At 35.5% G+C, this 20,801-nt stretch carries 12 protein-coding genes; 5 read left to right on the plus strand and 7 right to left on the minus strand.

Translation table 11 applies throughout. The annotated features are described in order from the left end of the window. Positions 1-223: 223 nt before the first annotated feature. The 6 genes from ACHZDT_RS01225 to ACHZDT_RS01250 all read right to left on the minus strand — a co-directional run bounded on the left by ACHZDT_RS01225 (position 224) and on the right by ACHZDT_RS01250 (position 13,843). Positions 224-1,861, minus strand: coding sequence for a glycosyl hydrolase family 18 protein (locus ACHZDT_RS01225; protein ID WP_394772843.1), 1,638 nt, complete (start codon positions 1,859-1,861; stop codon positions 224-226). 125 nt (positions 1,862-1,986) lie between these two features. Beyond that, positions 1,987-4,656, minus strand: a complete 2,670-nt coding sequence (locus ACHZDT_RS01230; RefSeq protein WP_394772844.1) for a beta-1,3-glucanase family protein — start codon at positions 4,654-4,656, stop codon at positions 1,987-1,989. Positions 4,657-4,782: 126 nt separating this feature from the next. Beyond that, on the minus strand, positions 4,783-8,742 hold the full coding sequence (locus ACHZDT_RS01235) for a family 16 glycosylhydrolase (RefSeq protein WP_394772845.1): 3,960 nt from the start codon (positions 8,740-8,742) through the stop codon (positions 4,783-4,785). A gap of 451 nt (positions 8,743-9,193) precedes the next feature. After that, positions 9,194-12,124, minus strand: coding sequence for a triple tyrosine motif-containing protein (locus ACHZDT_RS01240; protein ID WP_394772846.1), 2,931 nt, complete (start codon positions 12,122-12,124; stop codon positions 9,194-9,196). Between the two features lie 522 nt (positions 12,125-12,646). Continuing rightward, the gene (locus ACHZDT_RS01245) at positions 12,647-13,285 is read right to left on the minus strand and encodes an HAD family hydrolase (RefSeq protein ID WP_394772847.1); all 639 of its coding nucleotides are present in this window, start codon (positions 13,283-13,285) and stop codon (positions 12,647-12,649) included. An 81-nt stretch (positions 13,286-13,366) separates the two neighbouring features. Continuing rightward, positions 13,367-13,843, minus strand: coding sequence for an NUDIX domain-containing protein (locus ACHZDT_RS01250; RefSeq protein WP_394772848.1), 477 nt, complete (start codon positions 13,841-13,843; stop codon positions 13,367-13,369). Positions 13,844-14,025: 182 nt separating this feature from the next. Here ACHZDT_RS01250 and ACHZDT_RS01255 point away from each other — a divergent pair, with 182 nt between their 5' ends. Then, positions 14,026-15,195: a DUF4861 family protein gene (locus ACHZDT_RS01255; RefSeq protein WP_394772849.1), complete on the plus strand. Its 1,170-nt coding sequence runs from the start codon at positions 14,026-14,028 to the stop codon at positions 15,193-15,195. Positions 15,196-15,595: 400 nt separating this feature from the next. Here ACHZDT_RS01255 and ACHZDT_RS01260 read toward each other — a convergent pair whose 3' ends face one another. Then, on the minus strand, positions 15,596-16,693 hold the full coding sequence (locus tag ACHZDT_RS01260) for a LacI family DNA-binding transcriptional regulator (protein WP_394772902.1): 1,098 nt from the start codon (positions 16,691-16,693) through the stop codon (positions 15,596-15,598). Between the two features lie 299 nt (positions 16,694-16,992). On the opposite strand from ACHZDT_RS01260, the gene ACHZDT_RS01265 reads away from it, so the two are divergent. The 4 genes from ACHZDT_RS01265 to uxuA all read left to right on the plus strand — a co-directional run bounded on the left by ACHZDT_RS01265 (position 16,993) and on the right by uxuA (position 20,684). Then, the gene (locus ACHZDT_RS01265; RefSeq protein WP_394772850.1) at positions 16,993-17,442 is read left to right on the plus strand and encodes a YhcH/YjgK/YiaL family protein; all 450 of its coding nucleotides are present in this window, start codon (positions 16,993-16,995) and stop codon (positions 17,440-17,442) included. Between the two features lie 4 nt (positions 17,443-17,446). Next, the gene (locus ACHZDT_RS01270) at positions 17,447-18,109 is read left to right on the plus strand and encodes a bifunctional 4-hydroxy-2-oxoglutarate aldolase/2-dehydro-3-deoxy-phosphogluconate aldolase (protein WP_394772851.1); all 663 of its coding nucleotides are present in this window, start codon (positions 17,447-17,449) and stop codon (positions 18,107-18,109) included. Between the two features lie 188 nt (positions 18,110-18,297). Then, positions 18,298-19,110: an SDR family oxidoreductase gene (locus ACHZDT_RS01275; RefSeq protein WP_394772852.1), complete on the plus strand. Its 813-nt coding sequence runs from the start codon at positions 18,298-18,300 to the stop codon at positions 19,108-19,110. Positions 19,111-19,499: 389 nt separating this feature from the next. Beyond that, positions 19,500-20,684, plus strand: coding sequence for a mannonate dehydratase (gene uxuA / locus ACHZDT_RS01280; protein WP_394772853.1), 1,185 nt, complete (start codon positions 19,500-19,502; stop codon positions 20,682-20,684). Positions 20,685-20,801: the final 117 nt, after the last annotated feature.

Consider the following 20,801-nt stretch of genomic DNA (forward strand, 5'->3'; position numbering starts at 1 on the left):
CAGATTTGGCAGATTGAGCAGATTTTTATTCTCATTTTATGTCATCCTGACGAAGGAAGGATCACACTAAAAACTCCACAAAGCAAATCGTCAAACTTTGTCGAATACTGGGTGTGATTCCTCCTTCGTCGGAATGACAAACTACACTCAAATGATGACAAAAAAATCTGCTCAATCTGCCAAATCTGCGAGAAAAAACCTTTTCAACGGATTTTAAACCATCCTATTTTTTAATAAAACGTCTCACCGTTTTGATTCCGTCTTTTTCGACTAAAACAAGATAAATTCCGGATTTTAAACCTGAAACATCAACGCTATTATTATTTACTGTTTGTGACGAAACTGTCGCGCCTCCTTCAGAATTAATAATGCTTACGTTTGCTCCTGAAATTTCTGAACTAAAGAAAAGTGCATCCTGAGTAGGATTTGGATAAACATTTATATTTGCGATTCCGCTAGCTGTAGCTTCCGGTGAAGCCGATTTTGCTGCTAAACCTGCACCTGATTTTGTAATGCGGAACCAGTTTATATTTACTCCTGTAGTTTGAATATAGATTCCGAAGTTATACGTTCCGGCAGTTACGTTTACGGTTTGAGAAACCGTTTGCCAGTTTTGCCATCCTCCCGTATTCGGAATATTAACAGCGCCTAACTGAATAGTTCCTGCATTTAAATCAGATGATATTTTTGCACCACTTACAGCACTTGCCACTCTGTATTCTATTACATACGAACCTGAAGTTGGGAAATTAATATTCGAATATGCCATCCAATCTCCTGTATCTGCATAACCTACATTTGAACCTCCGCCAGTATCTGTAGTAGATTCGGTTTGAACGCCGCTCATTGACGAATAGCTTTCTGCTTGTATTAAAGTTCCGGTTCCTGTTGGTGGCTGACTTCCAGTAATCACTTGGTTTACGGCTGTCAATAATGATTTTGCACCCGTTGCGTCTTGTGATAATTCCCAAATCATAACTCCGCCCGCATTTTGAATCGCGAATGTTGTTTTTGCTTTGATAGTTGGAATTCCGTTGTACCAAATTGTGTTTCCAACCTGATCAAGATTTTCTGCTCCCGGATATTGCGCTACGATATTAGCATAAGAAATTCCCTGATTTGCAGATGCTCCAAAACCATATCCGTAAAACGGAAGTCCAATTATAGCTTTACTTGCAGGCAATCCTCGTCCAGTCCAGTAATTAAACTGATTCACCGCCATACTATAAGGAGAATGTTGTCCCGGAGTTCCAGGCGCCCAAGGTCCTGTTGCATCATACGCCATGATATTGATCCAGTCATATGCCGCAAAAGTAGACGAAGGTACATTTGCACCGCCGTAACCTTCTGAAAGTGCAGCTGAAATCAATTTGCCATTTGCATGTAATTTGTTTGCCAAAGCAATTACAAATCCGCCGTAATCGCCATTAATTGCCGGACCTTCAAGATCTACATCGATTCCATCAAAATTATGAGCTACAACATAATCATATAATTTTTGGATGAACGCTGTTCTGTTTCCTGGTGTAATCAAATTGAAATAATTATCGCGAATTGCGCCGCCTTCAGAAACTGATCCTCCTCCAAGAGATACAAACACTTTCACATTTTGTCCATGTGCTGCATTAATAATTGTATTGCTTCCGGAGTTAAAAGATAAATATCCGTTTGCATCCGGATTTTCAAAAGCAATATTAATGTGGGTCAATTTACTGTATTGAACAGTGCTCGAAAATGAATTCAGATCTACCCAATTTGGGATATAAGCGATTACTTTTTTCTGGGCCATTGACAAATTGAAAACTCCCAAGACTAAAATGATCGTCCATTTTAGCGGCATTGTTTTGTAATTGTTTTTCATAGGGTTTTGATTTAGGGTTAACTTTTTTAAATTGAATATTTTAGAATTCAGATTTTAGATTATTTACTATAGTTATCGATAGCAAATTCTAATCTAAAATCTGAATTCTAAAATTTCTTCTATTGCTATTTTTTAATGAAACGTTTTACTGTTTTTTGACCGTCTTTTTCAAAAACTATCAGATAAACACCTCTCGTTAAACGTGAAACATCGATGCTGTTGTTGTTGATTTTTTGTGCCGAAACTACATTTCCGGTTTGAGAATCTACGATGCTCACATTTCCACCGCTTACATCTGTTGTGGTATAAAGCGTGTTTTCAACCGGACTTGGATAAATATTCAAACCAGCTGCAACAGCTTCTTCTTCAATTGAAGCCTGAGCAGTTTTTGCCGTTAAACCAGCACCAACTTTTGTAATTTTTATCCAATTGATATTCATTCCTGTATTCTGAATGTAAATTCCGAAATTGTACGTTCCTGCATTCACGTTTACGGTTTGAGAAACCGTTTGCCAGTTTTGCCATCCTCCTGTATTCGGAATATCAACATTGCCTAAAACAATAGTTCCTCCGCTTAAATCAGATGATAATTTACCGCCTGTTACACCACTTGCAACTCTGTATTCAATTAAATAAGAACCAGTTGTTGGAAAATTGATATTGTTATATGCCAACCAATCACCAGTTTCTGTATAACCTACATTTGAACCTCCGCCAGTATCTGTAGTGGCTTCAACCTGAATTCCGCTCATGGCAGAATAATCTTCGGCCTGAATTAAAACGGAAGTTTGAGAAGACGTTGCCGGAACTAATTTCCATTGTCCGCAAGTTTGGTTGTTGTTGTCCCATTGTTGAACAACTGCGCCAGAAGCTGTACTTGCTCCTGCAACTTCAACAATTCTACCGCTGTGTCTTGCCACAATTTTATAAAATCCGTCGCCTGTTGCAACCAAAACAAATTGTTGGTTGGTTGTTGCATTGTACGGATATTGCTCTACATGCGCACCATTTGCTTTATTAAAATTATTTACATCCAAAGATTGTCCGCTATGATTAGCAATAATTTTATACAATCCGTCGCCTAAATGTGTCAATGTAAATTTTTGATTGTTGCCTGAATTTAGCGCACCTTGATTAATCGCTGCACCATTTGCTAAATTAGCATTCCAGACATCCATGTATAAACCGCTGTTTCTGTTTTGAAGATAAAAAGTTTGATTTCCTAAACTTGTAGTTCCGTTTGCGATTATTCGAATAGACGTTACTTTATCATTCCAAGTGGCATTCAAACATGTATTATCAGAATTAATTACGGTTGAAGTTCCTGTAAAATTATCGTCCTGATATAAAATCGCCTGAAATCCCTGAGTGATTTTTAGTGAAGAAACATCGTCGTTTAAAATTCCTAAAGCATTCAAACGAGCAAGATTATAATCTCCAATCGTTAATCCGCCCGAAAATCCTGTGTAATTACAATCTTTATAAACCGTAATTACATCTGTTGTAGCAGGAACCGAAGGAACTGATCCTGCATATCCTCCAAACGTGGCAATAACTTTTGTAGGTTGCGGTGTATGAAGCGATGGCGATTGATCTGCCACATCATCATAAGCAAAACCATATGCCAGATTATCAACGCTTATTCCAGGCAAATGCCAGAATTTTGAGTAATGATTGGTTGGATTCACCTGATAAAATTTCGATGCATCGTACCAGTTTTGCTGACCCGGATTTGTCGTTGTTGTATTTACAACATGACGATTAATTGCAGCGGTTAATTGCGCCTGAATCACAAGATCAAGATCTCCGTCGACCAATCTTCTGTCCAGAACACCTTTTCCTTCAAGTGCTTCCTGAGTTGAAGGTCTGTTTTGAACACGTCCTGTACGACCAACAAATCCGCCTGATTGTCCCACCATTTCAAGTTGTTCACCAATAACTCTTCCTTTGAAAACTCCGGCGTCTCCAGCGTAAAATATTAAATCTTCATTTTTGTATTTGTTCCAAATGGCATCAATATAAGATTTCAGATAATTTGCCTGAGGTCCTACAGAAGTTCCTCCGGTTCCATCCGCGAAAGCGGGAGTTTTTGACGGTGCAGTAATTTCGCCCGTTGCATCATTAACACAACCCTGAAATTCTGAAGGAACATTGGCTTTGAAAGCCGCCACAATATCAGCGTGTTTTTTTAATTCACCAACTCTTTTTTGATAACCATTGGCTCCAAATAATTCTAATCCCATTGGGTATTTATACGAATCAACTCTCGAAGGATTTCCGAAGAAACCGTATTGATTGTTCGTTAATTCGATTATTTCGTATAAAATTCCCTGATTTGGATCTGTTGCATTCAAAGGATTTGGTGATGTATATCCTGACGGAGCGCCACTTGCACCAAAAAAGTAGAAGTACAATTGCTGACCTTTGGCAATAAAAACCCTGCAACCTGCAATTTGAGGAAGCGTAAAAGTTTTGTTAGGAATCTCGCTCAATTTCGTAAAACAAGCTGCATATTTTGAGTTTTGTCCCGGTCCTGTATTTCCGCCAATCGTTGGTCCTGTTACGGTATTATAAGAAGCACTCATTGGTAAAACCTGACTTGTTTTGGCATTTACCCAAACGTGATTTCCCGTGTTATAATCAATTCCTACAATTGCGACATACAATTCGTTGTCGTTAAATGTTGACGCATTACTTATCGTAAAAGGTATTGGTCCCTGACCGTACATAAAATTGGACAAAACCAGAAATAGTGTTGCCAGAAGAGAAAATCTTCTAAGTTTGTTTTTTTTCATATCTAAATTAATTTTGGGGTTACGTAAATAGATTTTCCGAATTAAATTTCTTTTGAAAAGCCATAATTAATCTGCCGGGCGTAATGCTAAAACTAACAAAGACATTACACCCAACAGATTTTATAATTATTGCTTAATCAACTTTTTAGACCAGCTTTTTTGATCTGATTTAAAGTTCAGAATGTAGATTCCTTTTCTAAGTCTGCTAATATCAATTTGACTTTCATTGACATCATCATCGATTTTTTTCTCTAATAATAATGTTCCAGATTCATCATAAATTGTTATCACTTTATTGTCTAAATTTTCAGGCAATGAAAGTTGAACAGCATTATTTGCAGGATTTGGATACATTACAAAAGCGGTATTTGTTACTTGAGATTCTTCAATAACAGCTTTTTTAGCCGATGAAGCAGATCCGTAAGCTTCGATTTCGAATAAAGAATATCCGTATGGAGCCAAAGCTTTTGCGGTACATAAAATACGAATGTACCTTCCGGTTCCGCTAACCACTAAATCATCTGTTCCGCCATCGCTTGCCGTTTGCGTGTTTACAGTTTCATTTTCGGTGAAAACATTATGTGTCGAAATCTGTACTTTATATTGCGTTGCAAAAGCAGCTTCCCATTTCAAAACCACACGATTAATGTTGTAATTAGCTCCTAAATCAACATAAATCCATTCTGATGCATTGGCGAAAGAACTTGCCCATCTTGATACAGTGCCGTCTCCGTCTGTGGCTTTACTGGCTGATAATGTTGCATTTTCTTCTGTAGAAGCTGTTGCTGTTTTGGCTAAAGCCAAATTGACATTGTTAACAGGCGGCGTAATATTGCGAACAATAACATCGCTGAAAACTCCCGTTGCCAAAGTTCCGTTTGCGTGAGATGTAACTGCCATTCCCACATAAATTGTATTGGCCATTGCAATTGTTCTTGGCGTTCCTATTTGTGTCCAGGTCGTTCCGTTATCAGATGAATATGAGGTAAATACATTTCCAGCTCTTGTTATACGAAGCCATTTTGGCGTTGTTCCCGCTGCTCCCTGCTGAATTGTAGGTACAGAAACCGCATCTCTTGATAAAAACTCAACTCCTGCCGCAGCAGTAATATTGGTCATTGCGTGTTTTGATGTTGGCGTAAGTGTTTCACGAAACATAACTCCCGCTTTTGCGTAAGTATTTGTATTTGTAAGTGAATTTACTTTGGCAATAATTTCAGCATCACCAGTAATAGACTGATTTACAAACTGAAATTGATCGCTGGATTCCCAAATATCATTTCCTGATCCTTTGATTGTGAAAGTTCCGTTTGCGTGAGTTGCTTCTCCTGCTGGCGTAACCGCACCAAGATCCTGACTAATCCACGGCGATGGTAAAGTTGCCGGAGGAACATCTGTAGAAACTAAATTTACAGCTCTGATATTATCAAAATAATAGGTGTTTCCAGAATTCGTTCCCGGTTCAAGTAAGAAAACAAAACGATTTACTTCGCTGTCTAAAGTTGAAGCATCTGGTGAACTTGCGTATGAAAAAACAAGTGTATGCCAAGTATTGGTTTGTTTTACAACGGCTTGATAAATACTATGTCTTCCCACAGGATAATTTGACGGAATCGAAGCGCTGCTTTCTGCCTGCCATGAAATTACTGATCCAACCGGAGCCGAAGTGTAAACATCCATAGCAAATCTTTTTGTCCCGCTTTTGAAATCTCCAATGTTTGTTAAAGTCGTATTGAATGCAAAATTATCATACAATTCAGTTGATTTTCTAACATATTTTCCAACGTTTGATGATGTATTGATTCCGCTTGCGCTAGGATTTGCCGTGTTTGGCGTATATGTTCCAATCGCGTCTTTAAAAGTAATATTATGAACAGTTTGATAATCTTCATAAACTACTCCGGGCGTGAAAGTGTCCGGTAATTTGGTTGAACCAATTCTGATATTATCAAAATAATAAGTATCACTTGTATAAGAACCTGAATTTGCCAATATTACCATTTGGTTCACAGCAAGATTCGAAGTTCCTTCATCCGGACTTGAATTATAGTAGAAAGTCAGGGTTTCCCATTGATTCTGTTTGGTCGTGATCGCTACATAATTACTGTTTCTTCCTGTTGGGAAATTCGCCGGAAGCGATGTTGCACTATTCTCTAAATTCAGACTTACAACTGTACCAATTGGCGCTGTAGTATAGACATCAATCATGATTTTTTTTGTCTGATTTTTTAGTAAACCTGCATCTTCAATATTGTTTTGTGTATTGAAGAAAAGTACATCATATTGTTCTGTTACATTTCGAACATATTTTGCCACATTAGCAGAATTGTTTACGGCATTTGCACCCGGATTTGCTACCACAGAATATACTCCGGTTGTTGTTCCTTTAATGATTTTATTGATTCCATCATAGTTTTGTAAAACATCAGTAGAAATGATCGGTTTCTCCGGAGCAGCTCTTGTAAGCAGATTATCAAAATAATAGGTCGCACCGGAATTCGAATTTGATTCAAAAAGAAAAACCACATTATTGATTGATAAGGCACTTGTATTTGGGTCGATTACTTTTTCGAATTCAAATTCTATGGTTTCCCATTTGTTCTGAACCGTTGTTGTGGCTTTGTAACCGCTGTGTCTTCCTGACGGAAAATTAATTGCCGTTGTTACAAGACTATTTTCGAGTTGCATCGAAATTTTAGTTCCAACAGGCGCCGAAGTATAAATATCGAAAGAAATCTTTTTTCTGCCATACACATAATCGTTCGCATTGCTGATGACTACATTTTTGATATTCATAACATCATACAATTCAGATGCATTACGAACATATTTCCCTACCAAAGCTGAGGTATTGATTCCCGTAGCCGAAGGATTTGCAACGGCTTCTGTCAAAACTCCCGTTTTAAGTCCGTATACGATATTTCTATTCGATTGAAAATCTTCATGAATTTTTTCAACCGGCAAAGGAACTTCTGTAATTACAGCCAGCTTATAAGTATTTGAAGCACAACCAGAAACTGTTGTAGCCACAGATACATCTCCGCCAGTTGTTCCCCAGTTTACCGTAATCGCATTTGTTCCTTGTCCTGAAGTAATTGTTGCGCCCGCAGGAACTGTCCAGTTATAAGTTGCTCCCGCAATTGCATTTATAGAATAGGTTTTAGCCGTTTCGTTGTTGTACACTTTTGCATCACCTAAAACTCCGTAAGTAAAACTTCCGCTGTAAACGCGAACATAATCTACTTGTAATTTTGCAGGAAAGTCAGCCGGAATTGGCTCTACTCCTGCTCCGTTTACACTTGTATAAGGCGTTCCTACGCTACCAACGGCAAGATTTAAAATGATATAAAACTGTTGATCGTTAAAAGGCCAGCCACCATTTACAGTGGTTTGTGGTGTAGCAGTATGAAATAAATTGCCATCAATAAACCATTTAATAATATTTGGTCCCCATTCTACCGCATAAATGTGAAATTCAGTTGATAAATCAGTTGGCGAAGTGTAGCTTCTGCCCGTATAATGATATCCGCCTCCATCATAATGAATTGTTCCATCCACATTTTTTGGATTTCTGTGTTTGGCTTCCATAATATCAATTTCACCTGTAAAAGGCCAGTTTGAAGTTCCGGCAGGTAACATCCAGAATGCTGGCCAAGCGCCCATTCCTGAAGATAATTTCATACGAGCTTCGATTCTTCCGTACTTAATGGCGTATTTACCTTCGGTAGATAATTTTGCTGAAGAATACGGTTGAGCAGGAAATGATGCATTCGGTTCGTATTTTGCCTGAATGTTCAAATAACTGCCTGTTCCTTCCTTGACAATTGTTGCCTGATTTGGATCGTAACGTTGCGCTTCACCATTTCCGAATCCGCAAAGTGACGGACAGCCGTTTCCGGAAATACTTTGCCATTTAGTGGCATCTACGGTTGTACCGTTAAATTCATCTGCCCAAATTAAAGTGCTGCATTGTGCCTGAATTTTTATAAAAGGCGACAATGTAATCATTATCAGAATGAGGCATCTTTTAAATAAATTGTAATTGCTTCTCGGTGGTCGGCCGAAAATGAAGTCATTTTGTTTCATTTTTTTAATTTTTTGTTAGTAAAGATTATTACCGCAATAAAAACCGACTTTGTAAAAAATAGATTGTTATTTTGATAATAGTGTGACAATATTAACAAATAAATGAGGTTTGACTTACATTTTTGAATACGGTTTGACTACGGTGTTTGTAAAAAAATGTAATAATCAGCTTTCAAAAAGCGTAAAAGTACTTAGGATTTTACTGATAGTAAAAAAGTGGTTTAAGATGCGGTTTTACACGCATTATAATATCAAATACTGTACGTAAACTTGACAAAGCATATGTTCAAAACAGATTCTCTCATTTTTTGTCATCCGAGGAACGAGGAATCTCCGCAAGTAGCTCGACAAAGATTGGTGACTTTTGAGAGCGGAGTTTCTTGTGGAGATCCCTCGTTCCTCGGGATGACAAGATTGCGGTTTAATCTCCGTGAAAAAAATTTAAACACATTTAGAAATTCAAAATAAACTCCGTGATATTTGCTTCAGATGAAAGCTGTAATTTTTTGCGAATACGATATCTTGTATCTTCAACTCCACGAACGGAGATTCCTAAAAGCGGTGCAATTTCTTTTGTATTGAAATTCATTCGCAAATACGCACATAAACGCATATCACGCGGAGTCAATTCAGGGAAACTCGTTTTTAAACGTTGCATAAAATTATCATGAAGCTGGTTGAAGATTTCCTCAAACTCGTTCCAATGCTGATCTCCCTGCAATTCGTGATCAATGATTCGGTTGATTTTTTTCAATAAATCAAAATTGGTATTAAAATCATTCTTCTTATCGATCTGACCAATAAGATCTTTTATCGAAAGTAAAATTTCATTTAAATGAATCAGATTTACCGTATTCGAAGCCACTTTTGCGTTTTTAAGATTAATGGTATTTTCGAGATTTTCCCGCATAATTGCCATATTTTCTTGTTCCAATGCCAGTTTTTGTTCGTTTAATTCGGCACGATTACGGAGCAATTCTTTTTCCTGACTCAGAATCAATTGTTCACGGTCACGTTCTGCAAGATTTTTTTGGTATTTAATAATCGTATAAAGTAAAACTCCAAAAAGTATCAGATACAAGATATAAGCCCAAATTGTTCTATACCACGGCGGTAGAATTTCAAATTTAAAAACGGCTTCTTCACTTTCAACATCGTAGATATTTTTTGCCCTTACGTGAAAAATATATTCATTTTCGGGCAAATTTGTATATTCTTTTTCCGTCTGAAGATTCCAGTCAGACCATTTTGGTTCAAAACCTTCCAGCCAAAATTCGTATTTTGTAGCATCGGCTTCATCATAACAAAGCGATGCAAACGAAAAATGCAATGCATTATTAGAATACGATAAAACGGGAGAAAGTGTATTATTTGCCAATTCTGTATCAGAAGGAAGAACATCATATCGACTGGAAAACAACAAACTATCTTTCGGGAATATACATTTTACTTCAGAAATAACTGCTTTGTATTTCGTCTGATATTTTTTGGTTTTGGTTGCATTATAATGAATCAAACCATCTTGCGTTCCAAAAAATACATCACCATTTGAAGTCGTCTGAATATTCTCGAAACCCGGAATATACAAATATCTGAGTTTTCGAAAAGGCAATTCTTCAATAGTAAAATTTCGATTTTTTGTTGCTACAATCTTTCCTGTATTTTCACCTGATATGTACCAGATATTATTTTGATTGTCCGGTTTCAATAAACGAATATGATTTTCAATTCCAAGATATTTCTTAAAAACACGATCCTGAATCATTTTTTTCGAATGAGGATCTTGTTTGTAAACTCCTTTTGTGGTTCCAAAAAGAATCTCATCATTTATTTTGAAAGTATTCAGAAATAAACTGGACGGAAAACCATCTGCCTGATTGAAAAATTCAATTTTTGAAACGGCGTCAAATGTTGCATTAAAATTGATTTTGTAAATTCCTTTATAGCCGTGCGCGATCCAGATATTGTTTGCTTTATCGGTTATAATGATTCGGCTGCTTTCCTCAAAACCTTTTATTTTGTGCTGATACACCCATGAATTATTTATTTTCTTCAATAAATACAATCCGTTATATCCGCCAACAAGCAATAAATCAGCATGATTTGGAATCAGAATTCCCTGCCACGCGCCATCTGTTTTAGCTAATAATTGCGCCGAATTTCCTTTTATTTCATAGATGCCGTTTTTCTCAAAAGCCAAAAGCGAATTACCAAAAATACCAACATTCCATACATTCTCTGACATTCCTGAAATATGCTGAAAGTGCACATTTTCATGCTGACCGCTTTTATAGGCTTCCCAATCCAGCCAGAAAACCCCATTATCTGTAGCAATATAAAGTTTGTTTTGATAAATCTGACTGCAATATATCTTGGTTTCAGAATTTGAAGCATCTAATATTTTTGATAATGGTGACGAAATCTGAATCAGCGAAATCCCTTCTTTAAGCGTAACCCATAAATTACCTGCAACATCCATTTTTAGATTCGTAACATAATCATTCTGCAAACCCATTTGTTTATTAATATGCTGAATCAAATTTCCCGTACTATCAATAACTATCAGCCCGGATTGTCGCGTTCCAATGCCAATATAACCATCAGAAAGTAAAATTCCGGTTGTGATCTGACTTTGCTTGAGCAAATTATCAACTTTGGTCACAAAAGGTTCAAGCTGATTGTTTTTAAAGGTATAAAGTCCGTTTTTTTGAGTAAGAATCAGCAAACCTTCTTTGGTTTCAAAAGCTTTTCTTATTTTCATTCCGGCAAACTTTTGTCCGTTTTCAACCGGTATCAAAACATCATTTTTGAGTTTTAAAAGTCCTTTTGCATTATCTAAAACATAAATATCTGACGCAACATTAAAGAATTCATCAAAATTAGAACCGGACTTTATGACCTTGATTTTGTTGTTCTTATAAATAAATATCTTTTCATTAGAGAAAAAAACTACTTCGTCATGAAGCACAACGGTATATAAAACATCGCCAAAATTCTGGTCTGAAGCCGATAATAATTTGAGTAAAGAGGAATATTTGTATTGTCCGTTTGCTAATTGAACGACGTAACCAAATTCGCCCTGAGCGCCCACATATATTTTGTCATTTTTATCAATCGCAAGAGAACGAACCATGCTCCTGTTTTGTGGTTGTGTGACAATATTCCATCGCACGCCATCAAATTGCATGATTCCAAAATGATTCGCAAAAAACATCATTCCTTTAGAATCTTGTAAAACATCCCAATTTTCAGAAGCCGCTTTATAGGTTTTCGGATTGTAATTTGTGATAAAAGGAACTCCAATTTTTTTAATTTGGGCATTCACAATTGGACACAAAAAGGATATGGAGAGAACTAAAATTCTAATTAAAAATTTCGTCATTTTTGTTTCTGTCTGTAGGTTAGTTCGCGGTTTTTGACAATCGCAATCTTAAAAACAACCTCTTTGGGAGAAGGTATTTTTAAGTAAAAAAAGACATTCGTATTTATACTACTAAAATTATAATTTGATAATTTGTTGTGATAAAAAAAACGAATCCCTTTATCCAAATATATAAAAATTTATTTTAATGTAACAAATTACATTTGAAATAGATAATTTGATAATGATAAAATTTGATAATTATATAATGTATTGAAATAAGAAAGCTCTGTCAAAGTTTTAATACTTTGACAAAGCTTATCGATTTTATTGGTTTCTTAAAGATATACCTGACAGGTTTTAAAAACCTGTCAGGAAGTTGTTACGCGTATCCTAACAGGTTTCTAAAACCTGTTAGGTATCTTTAAAAAACTCTATTGTTTGTTAACAAAAGTCAAACCCGACAGGTTTTAAAACCTGTCGGGTTTACTCGTATTACGTAAATCTCTCATTCAAACAAAACTGAAACTTGAAACAAAAAAGTTAAAACCCAAGAATCCCGCTTAATTCTTCATAACTACTAAAAAGAATTGCGCCTTCTTTTTCCAAGTCCTCATTATTGAATCCGTTTGCAAAACCGTAAACTTTAAATCCGCCAGTTATTCCAGAAATTACTCCTGCTTTGCTATCTTCGATTACGATGCAATCTTGTACATCAAAACCCATTTCTTTTGCTGCGTGCAAAAATATTCCCGGTTCTGGTTTCCAACTATTAATCTCGTAAGAACTGTATATTTTATTTTCGAATTTGTCCAGTAATCCTGCAACTTCAAGATTCAGCCTGGTTTTATCAACCGGACCGCTAGAAGCCACGCAATACGGAATTTTTAATTTATTAATAAATTTAAGTACGCCTTCCATTGGTTTTACCTGTGTTTTGAAGGCTTCAAAACTTCTTTGACGGTATTCGTTTTCAAAACTTTCGGGAAGTTTTTTGGCAATGGCATTTTCTATATGCAAAAAACACTCTTTTAAATTTCGTCCGTTAAAATCACGATACGCATCTTCTAATTTCATTTCAAAACCATGTTCGGCTGCCATAGAAAGTAAGATTCCGTTACCAATTTTTTCAGTATCTACAAGAACTCCATCACAATCGAAAATTATACATTTAACTTCCATAATCTCTATTTACATTTTTAATTTATTCGGCTTGACCGAAGATGTAAATTACGAAATTATTCTCTAAAGGAATGTTATATTTTAGATCGAAGAAGAAATTTTTGAGATAATCTGAACAATGAAATCGGCCTGTGCGGGATTTATTTTTTTCAGCGCTTCTGCCGATTGGAACCATTCGGCTCTGTCAATTTCAGGAAAACTTTTCATAGTTCCTGATTTCGGTGGCCATTCCATTTCAAATTCATTGCTTTTGACCAAAGTCACATCAATATCAAATTCCAACGCCCATGCAAGAACTGTTTTACCTGATTTAAGCTTAACAGATTGAAGCGCAATAAAATCATCTTCGGATTCAACTTCTAATGCAAAACCGGTTTCTTCCTGAAATTCACGTTGGGCAGCAAGCAAAGCGTCTTCGCCATCAATAAATTCTCCTTTAGGGATTGACCAGCTTTCTAAATCTTTATTTTTCCAAAATGGACCACCAGGATGCACCAATAAAAAATAAATTGTTTTATCTATGAATTTGTAGAGTAATATGCCGGCACTTTGTTTCATGGAGTTTTATTTTTTTACCTGATAAAGATAAAATTCTTTGCCGAAATTGATTTATACAATTACAAAGATTTGCTCTATAATTATCTCATTTTAAGATTTATGTACATTTTTACCCCAATTCTGTATTTCTGTCTAATAATTGATTCGTAAATTTATAATTCGTAATTAAAAACAATACAGCTTTGAAAAAATATCTCTTATTCAGCGCGATTCTGGCAAGTAGTTTTGCCGTTCATTCTCAAAATAAAATCATTACGGTAACTAATTCTCTTTCTGTAGATCGTGAATTTGAAACAGTTGAATTGACTAAAAAATCGCTCAAATTACCTTCTTCTTCAAAATTGGAAGATTATACGGTAAAAGAAATAAGTTCTAATTTGGTTTTAGAAACACAAACGGTAGATAATGATGGCGATGGTATCATGGACGTTTTGTTATTTCAGCCAAAAATAAGTGCTTCATCATCTAAAGAATTTGAAATTAAAGTATCTGATAATTCTTCAGCAACTAAAAACATCAATTGTTATTCGCGTTTTGTTCCGGAAAGAACAGACGATTATGCGTGGGAAAACAATAAAGTGGCGTTTAGAACTTATGGTCCGGTTGCTCAAAAAATGGTTGAAGATAAAGTTGCGGGTGGAACTTTGACAAGCGGAATCGATGCGTGGTTAAAAAGAGTCGATTATCCAATTATCAATAAATGGTACGAAAAAGCAACTAACGGAACAGGAACTTATCACAAAGATACCGGTGAAGGTTTAGATAATTTTCATGTTGGCGATAGTCGTGGCGTTGGCGGGATTGCCGTTAATGTCGATGATAAATACTATTTTTCTAAGAATTTCACCACTTGGAAAACCATTACAACAGGACCGATAAGAACGAGTTTTATCCTTACTTATGCTAATTGGGACGCTAAAGGAAAAAAAATAACCGAATCGAAACTTATCAGTCTGGATTACGGAAGTTATCTTTCGCGTTTTGAAATCAATATTACAGGAACAAAATCTATTGCGGCAGGATTAACGCTTCATGATAAAAAAGGAACTATTGGAACTAATATAAAAGAAGGTTGGTTAAGTCATTGGGAACCAATCGATGATTCGGAAATTGGAACGGGAATTGTGGCACCAAAAAGCACTTTAAAAAGTTTTGATAACCATATTACAAACGAAAAAGATCTAAGTAATCTTTACGGAAATATTGCTGTTAAAAACCATAAAGCAATTTATTATGTTGGTTTTGGATGGAAAAAAGGAAGTCCGTTTCAAACTCAAAAAAATTGGGAAACGTATTTGAGTTCATTTGCTGAGAAGGTGAATAATCCGCTTGTTGTTAAGGTTAAGAAGTAAATTTTATTGTTTGATGGTTTGCCAACGGATTTTACGGGTTTAAACTGGTTTTCACGGATTTTTATTTTTGTTTTGATCGACACAAAGTAAATCCGACAGGTTTTAAAAACCTGTCGGATTTGTTATTTATAATTTATATACAGAACTTGTCATCCTGAGGAACGAAGGATCACACTAGTAATTCGACAAAGATTGGTAATTACTGTGCAGAGTTTCGTGTGTGATCCTTCCTGTGTCAGGATGACAAGATTGTAGGTAAATTATATGCTCATGATTTTTACCCGCAAAGTAAACCCGACAGGTTTTTAAAACCTGTCGGGTTTGTTGAAACGAAGATTAAACCATTAAAAAATAAACCAGCGAAAACCAGTTCAAACCCGTAAAACCCGTGGGCAAAAAACTAAACCGTTTTCTTAGCAGGGAAATAATTCTCTTTTAGAATAATTTCTAACGGAATATAATGGGTGTTTTCCACCACTTCCTGTAAAACAAGCTTTTTATACAAATGATCAATTCCCATATAACCTTGTTCTTCTGGTCTTTGATTGATTAAAAAATCAATTACTCCTTTATTTAAGTATTCGATATTCTCATTTAATAAATCATAACCAATAATGCGGACGCCTTTTATATTGTTTTGTTCTAAAAATCTGGCTACAATATAAGCTCTTGAATTCGGGACGAAAACACTGTTTATTCCGGAGAACATTTCCAGATTCAATTGGTCGATTCCGGAATCTTTAATGGTAATTTCTGAAAATTTGAAGTTCGTAAGTTCGTCATGATCTTTAAAAAAGGAATAAAAACCATCTATACGTTGTAAATAAACTGAGGTACTTTCTATTTCTCTTGTGATTTTAAAAATCAGGATTTGTCTTTCGTTTTTTACTGCAAAACTACTTAGTCTTCCGGCGAGATATCCGCTTTGAAAAGCATCCTGACCAACATAAGCATGTTTATTATTGCTGTCAATATTAGAATCGATCATGACAATCGGAATATTTCTCTTTTCGTATTCTTTTAAAAAACGAACGGATTCTTCATAAAAAATAGGCGCGAATAACAATCCATCACAATCAAATTCCAAAACTTTTTTGACAGATTCCTTAAACGAAACTTCATTAAAATCATAGAAAAAATAATCCAGCACAATTCCGAATTTATGAAATTCAATAGCTGCCCTTTCTATTCCGGAAATTTGGCTTTTCCAATATTCTAAATTTTCATATTGAGGTAAAAATACTGCAAAATGAAACTTTTTATTCAAGGCAAGATTACTCGCCAGGATATTTCGTTTATAACCATATTCTTCAATAATAGCATTTACTTTATCGACATTTTCCTGAGCAACCTGCCCACGATTATGGATAATTCTGTCAACAGTTCCGGGTGAAACGTTGGCTAGTTCGGCAATTTTTTTTATTGTTATGATATTGATTATTTTTAAGTTAAATGATTCTCTAAAATACTTTAAATTATTATTTTTTTTATTAAATATAAGTTGTTTTACTTAACTTTTTATATACATTTGTAAAACCCGTGTGCGTACACGCAAATATACACATGTGTTAGAAAGAATCACGATAATCTTTAAAAAATATTATTAAGATTTTTGCTCCTAAAAGATTTTGAAGCTTTAAATATAAAAATTTTGGTATAAAATCACTTACTGACATCATATATAATAATTATTGTAAACCAATAAATTATAATTAATCATATAAAGCTTTACTTTAATTATAATAAACATTGAGAGTACTTTTTAAAATCAAATTATAAAACATAAAACCAAATAAAATGATTGTAGATTCATTACAAAACGCTGCAAAATATTTCAGCCATCACCCTAATTTCAAAAAAGCTTTTGATTATGTAAATCAAACCGATATCAGTATTCTTGAAGAAGGAGCTTTTGAAATTTCCGAAGGACTAAAAGTAATTGTAATTGTGGGCGAAGGTGCAACGAAAGAAGAAAGTATTAAGGGTTTTGAATGTCACGATAAAAATATTGACATACAAATTTCGATAAAAGGACCGGAAACTTTTGCATGGAAACCAAGAGAAAAATGCATCAGTCCAAATGGGGATTACAGCGACGAAAGAGATGTTCGTTTTTTTCACGATAAACCGGATATGTTTTTTGAATTGCAGGAAAAACAGTTTGCTATTTTGTTTCCCGATGATGTTCATGCAGCAATGATTGGCGAAGGAACACTTAAAAAAATAGTTATTAAAGTCAAAATCTAAAGTTATGAGCACCATTCAAAACACAATAGAGGTTATTGTGAACCAGGGAATTCTCCCACTCTATTTTACAACCAGCGAAACTATTAGTGTTGAAGTCCTGCGAACGCTTTACAAAGCAGGAATCAGAGCTGTAGAATATACGAACAGAGGTCCTGAAGCGCTGTCAAACTTTACAAAAATGGTGTCGGTTCGAAATACCGAATTGCCTGAAATGTTATTAGGTATTGGAACTATTAAAAATTTAGAACAGGCTAAAGATTTTCACAATACCGGAGCCGACTTTTTTATTAGTCCGGGTTTTGTTCCTGAAGTTGCGAGTTACTTAATTAATAATGAACGCTTATATACTCCGGGTTGTATGACGCCAACAGAAATTATCGCTGCCGAAAATGCAGGAATCAAATTTGTTAAACTATTCCCGGGAAATATTTTAGGAACTGAATTTTTGAGTAGTATAAAAGACATTTTTCCATCACTTATTTTCATGACAACAGGCGGCGTAGAACCTACTCACGCAAGTATTGAAAGTTGGTTTATTGCCGGAGCATCTGCTGTAGGTTTAGGAAGCAAACTTATCAGCAAAAAACGTATGGAAGAACAGGATTATGATGTAATTGAAAATGAAACTAAAAAAATGCTGGAAATAATCCAGACAATAAGAAGATAACTATTACCTACAATTTAGCACATAGATAATTTTTGCCACAGATTAAAAGATTAGAAAAGATTTCTTTAATAAATAATCTGTGTTAATCTGTGAAATCTGTGGCAAAAAAAATATAAACCAAATAATAGGCGTATGACTATAATCGATGTGTTAAAAAAAAACATTACATATAAAATTTAAAACATAATATGGATTCAGTATTTAATCTAAAAGGAAAAATAACACTTATTACTGGTGGTGCCGGAGTTTTAGGAAGCAACTTTGCAAACGTTTTGGCAAAACAAGGCGCTATCGTTGGGATTGTTTCTCAATCGATTGAAAAAGCCAATAAAATAGTTGAAACAATAGAAAACAATGGTGGAAAAGCTTTTGCGATTCAGGCGAATGTTCTAAACAAGGAAGAGTTAGAAAAAGCAAGAGATTTTATCGTTGAAAAATACGGGAAACTTGATATTTTAATTAATGCTGCCGGCGGAAATATGCCGGGCGCAACAATTAGTCCGGATCAGGCGATTTATGATTTAAAAGTCGAAGATTTACAAAAAGTAGTTGACCTTAATATTATTGGTACAATGTTGCCAACTCAGGTATTTGCGGAACTTTTTGCCAAACAAAAAACAGGAAATATCATCAATATTTCTTCGGCATCTGCACAAAGGCCTTTGACAAGAGTTGTTGGATATTCGGCTTCAAAAGCGGCAATTGATAATTTTACACAATGGATGTCGGTTGAACTGGCTTCAAAATATGGTGAAGGAATTCGTGTAAATGCGATTTCTCCAGGATTTTTTATCGGAGAACAAAACCGTGCTTTATTGCTGACTCCGGAAGGAGAACTGACGCCAAGAGGTCAAAAAATCATCGAACATACACCAATGGGAAGATTTGGAAAACCGGAAGATATTGATGGTGCGCTTTTATATTTATGCAGCGATATGTCAAAATTTGTCACGGGAACGATCTTAAAAGTTGACGGAGGATTTGCGGCTACGAGTATTTAAAATAAAAAAAATGAGTTTTACCGCAAAGTTCGCAAAAGGGATTACGCAAAGTTCGCAAGATTTTTTTGAGATCGCTAAGGGATGGTGAAAAATTAAAAACGTTATTGGTATCAATATAAATGAGTTTTACCGCAAAGTTCGCAAAGGGTTTACGCAAAGTTCGCAAGGTTTTTTTTTTGAGATCGCTTTGCTTTAAGATCGCTAAGGGATGGTGAAAAATTAAAAACGTTATTGATGGGAATGAGAACATGTAAGAGAAAATAATTCTTATGAAAACGAGTGCCCTAGCCCCGATAGAAGTGGAAATCCTTTTTTGGCGGGGTTCGCCAAAAAAGATTGGAACGGATAGCGGGAAATAGCTCCTAAACATTAAACAAAACAAATCAAAAATGGAACAAACGTTAAGATGGTTCGGGCCAAACGACCCAGTTTCTTTACAAGATATTAAGCAAACCGGAGCTACCGGAATTGTGACTGCATTACATCATATTCCGAATGGACAAGTTTGGGATATCGAGGAAATTATAAAAAGAAAAGTTGAAATTGAACATGAAAATGGTGATCCTAAAAAAGGCGCATCAGGTTTAATATGGTCGGTTGTAGAAAGTATTCCGGTTCATGAAGATATTAAAAAACAAACAGGAAATTATCTTCAATATATTGAAAATTATAAGGAAAGTATCAGGAATCTGGCTTTGTGCGGGATAAACTGTATTTGCTACAATTTTATGCCGGTTTTAGACTGGTCCAGAACTGATTTAGCTTATGAAACTGCCGACGGATCTAAAGCTTTACGTTTTGATATTAATGCTTTTGCGGCTTTTGAATTGTTTATTTTGAAAAGACCGGGAACAGAAAATGAATATTCTACAGCACAAATAGAAAAAGCGACAAAATACTTTGAAGCCATGACAGCTGCTGATAAAGTAAAGCTTCAGCAAAACATTCTGGCTGGACTTCCTGGTGCCGAAGAAGCTTATTCTGTAGAAGATTTTCTAATTACTTTAAACGGTTACAATCATATTGACAGAACGGCTTTGAAGAAAAATTTGTTCTTTTTTTTGAAAGAAATTATTCCGGTTGCCGAAAGTAAAGGGGTTTTGATGGCGATTCATCCTGACGATCCTCCCTACCCGATTCTTGGTTTGCCGAGAGTTGTAAGTACGGAGGAAGATTTGATCGAATTAATGGCTGCTGCCGAATCAAAATCAAACGGATTCACGATGTGCACGGGTTCGTACGGCGTTCGTGCTGATAATGATTTACCGGGAATTGTAAGGCGTCACGGCGATAAAATGAACTTTATTCACTTAAGAAGTACTGAAAGAGATGCCGAAGGAAGTTTCTATGAAGCGAATCATCTTGAAGGCGATGTTGATATGTATGAAGTTGTAAAGGCAATTATTGAGGTCGAAAACAGAAATAACAGCCAATTGCCAATGCGTCCGGATCATGGTCACCAAATGCTGGATGATTTGAATAAAAAGACGAATCCGGGATATTCGGCTATTGGGCGTTTACGAGGTTTGGCTGAATTGAGAGGCCTTGAAATGGGGATTAAGAAGTCGCTTTAATTTTTTTACTACGAAGGCACTAGGGCGCGAAGTTTTTTAATAATACTGCGTTTTGTTTCACGCAGATTTTAAAATGATTTAAGCAGATATACGCAGATAATTATTTTTAACTTTTTT

Source organism: Flavobacterium sp., from assembly GCF_043722275.1.
In the GTDB taxonomy this organism is placed as follows: Bacteria; Bacteroidota; Bacteroidia; order Flavobacteriales; family Flavobacteriaceae; genus Flavobacterium.

Coding starts and splice junctions, on each gene's coding strand:
- ACHZDT_RS01225 (WP_394772843.1), bottom strand. CDS start 1,861: ATGAAAAACAATTACAAAACAATGCCGCTAAAATGGACGATCATTTTA.
- ACHZDT_RS01230 (WP_394772844.1), bottom strand. CDS start 4,656: ATGAAAAAAAACAAACTTAGAAGATTTTCTCTTCTGGCAACACTATTT.
- ACHZDT_RS01235 (WP_394772845.1), bottom strand. CDS start 8,742: ATGAAACAAAATGACTTCATTTTCGGCCGACCACCGAGAAGCAATTAC.
- ACHZDT_RS01240 (WP_394772846.1), bottom strand. CDS start 12,124: ATGACGAAATTTTTAATTAGAATTTTAGTTCTCTCCATATCCTTTTTG.
- ACHZDT_RS01245 (WP_394772847.1), bottom strand. CDS start 13,285: ATGGAAGTTAAATGTATAATTTTCGATTGTGATGGAGTTCTTGTAGAT.
- ACHZDT_RS01250 (WP_394772848.1), bottom strand. CDS start 13,843: ATGAAACAAAGTGCCGGCATATTACTCTACAAATTCATAGATAAAACA.
- ACHZDT_RS01265 (WP_394772850.1), top strand. CDS start 16,993: ATGATTGTAGATTCATTACAAAACGCTGCAAAATATTTCAGCCATCAC.
- ACHZDT_RS01270 (WP_394772851.1), top strand. CDS start 17,447: ATGAGCACCATTCAAAACACAATAGAGGTTATTGTGAACCAGGGAATT.
- ACHZDT_RS01275 (WP_394772852.1), top strand. CDS start 18,298: ATGGATTCAGTATTTAATCTAAAAGGAAAAATAACACTTATTACTGGT.
- uxuA (WP_394772853.1), top strand. CDS start 19,500: ATGGAACAAACGTTAAGATGGTTCGGGCCAAACGACCCAGTTTCTTTA.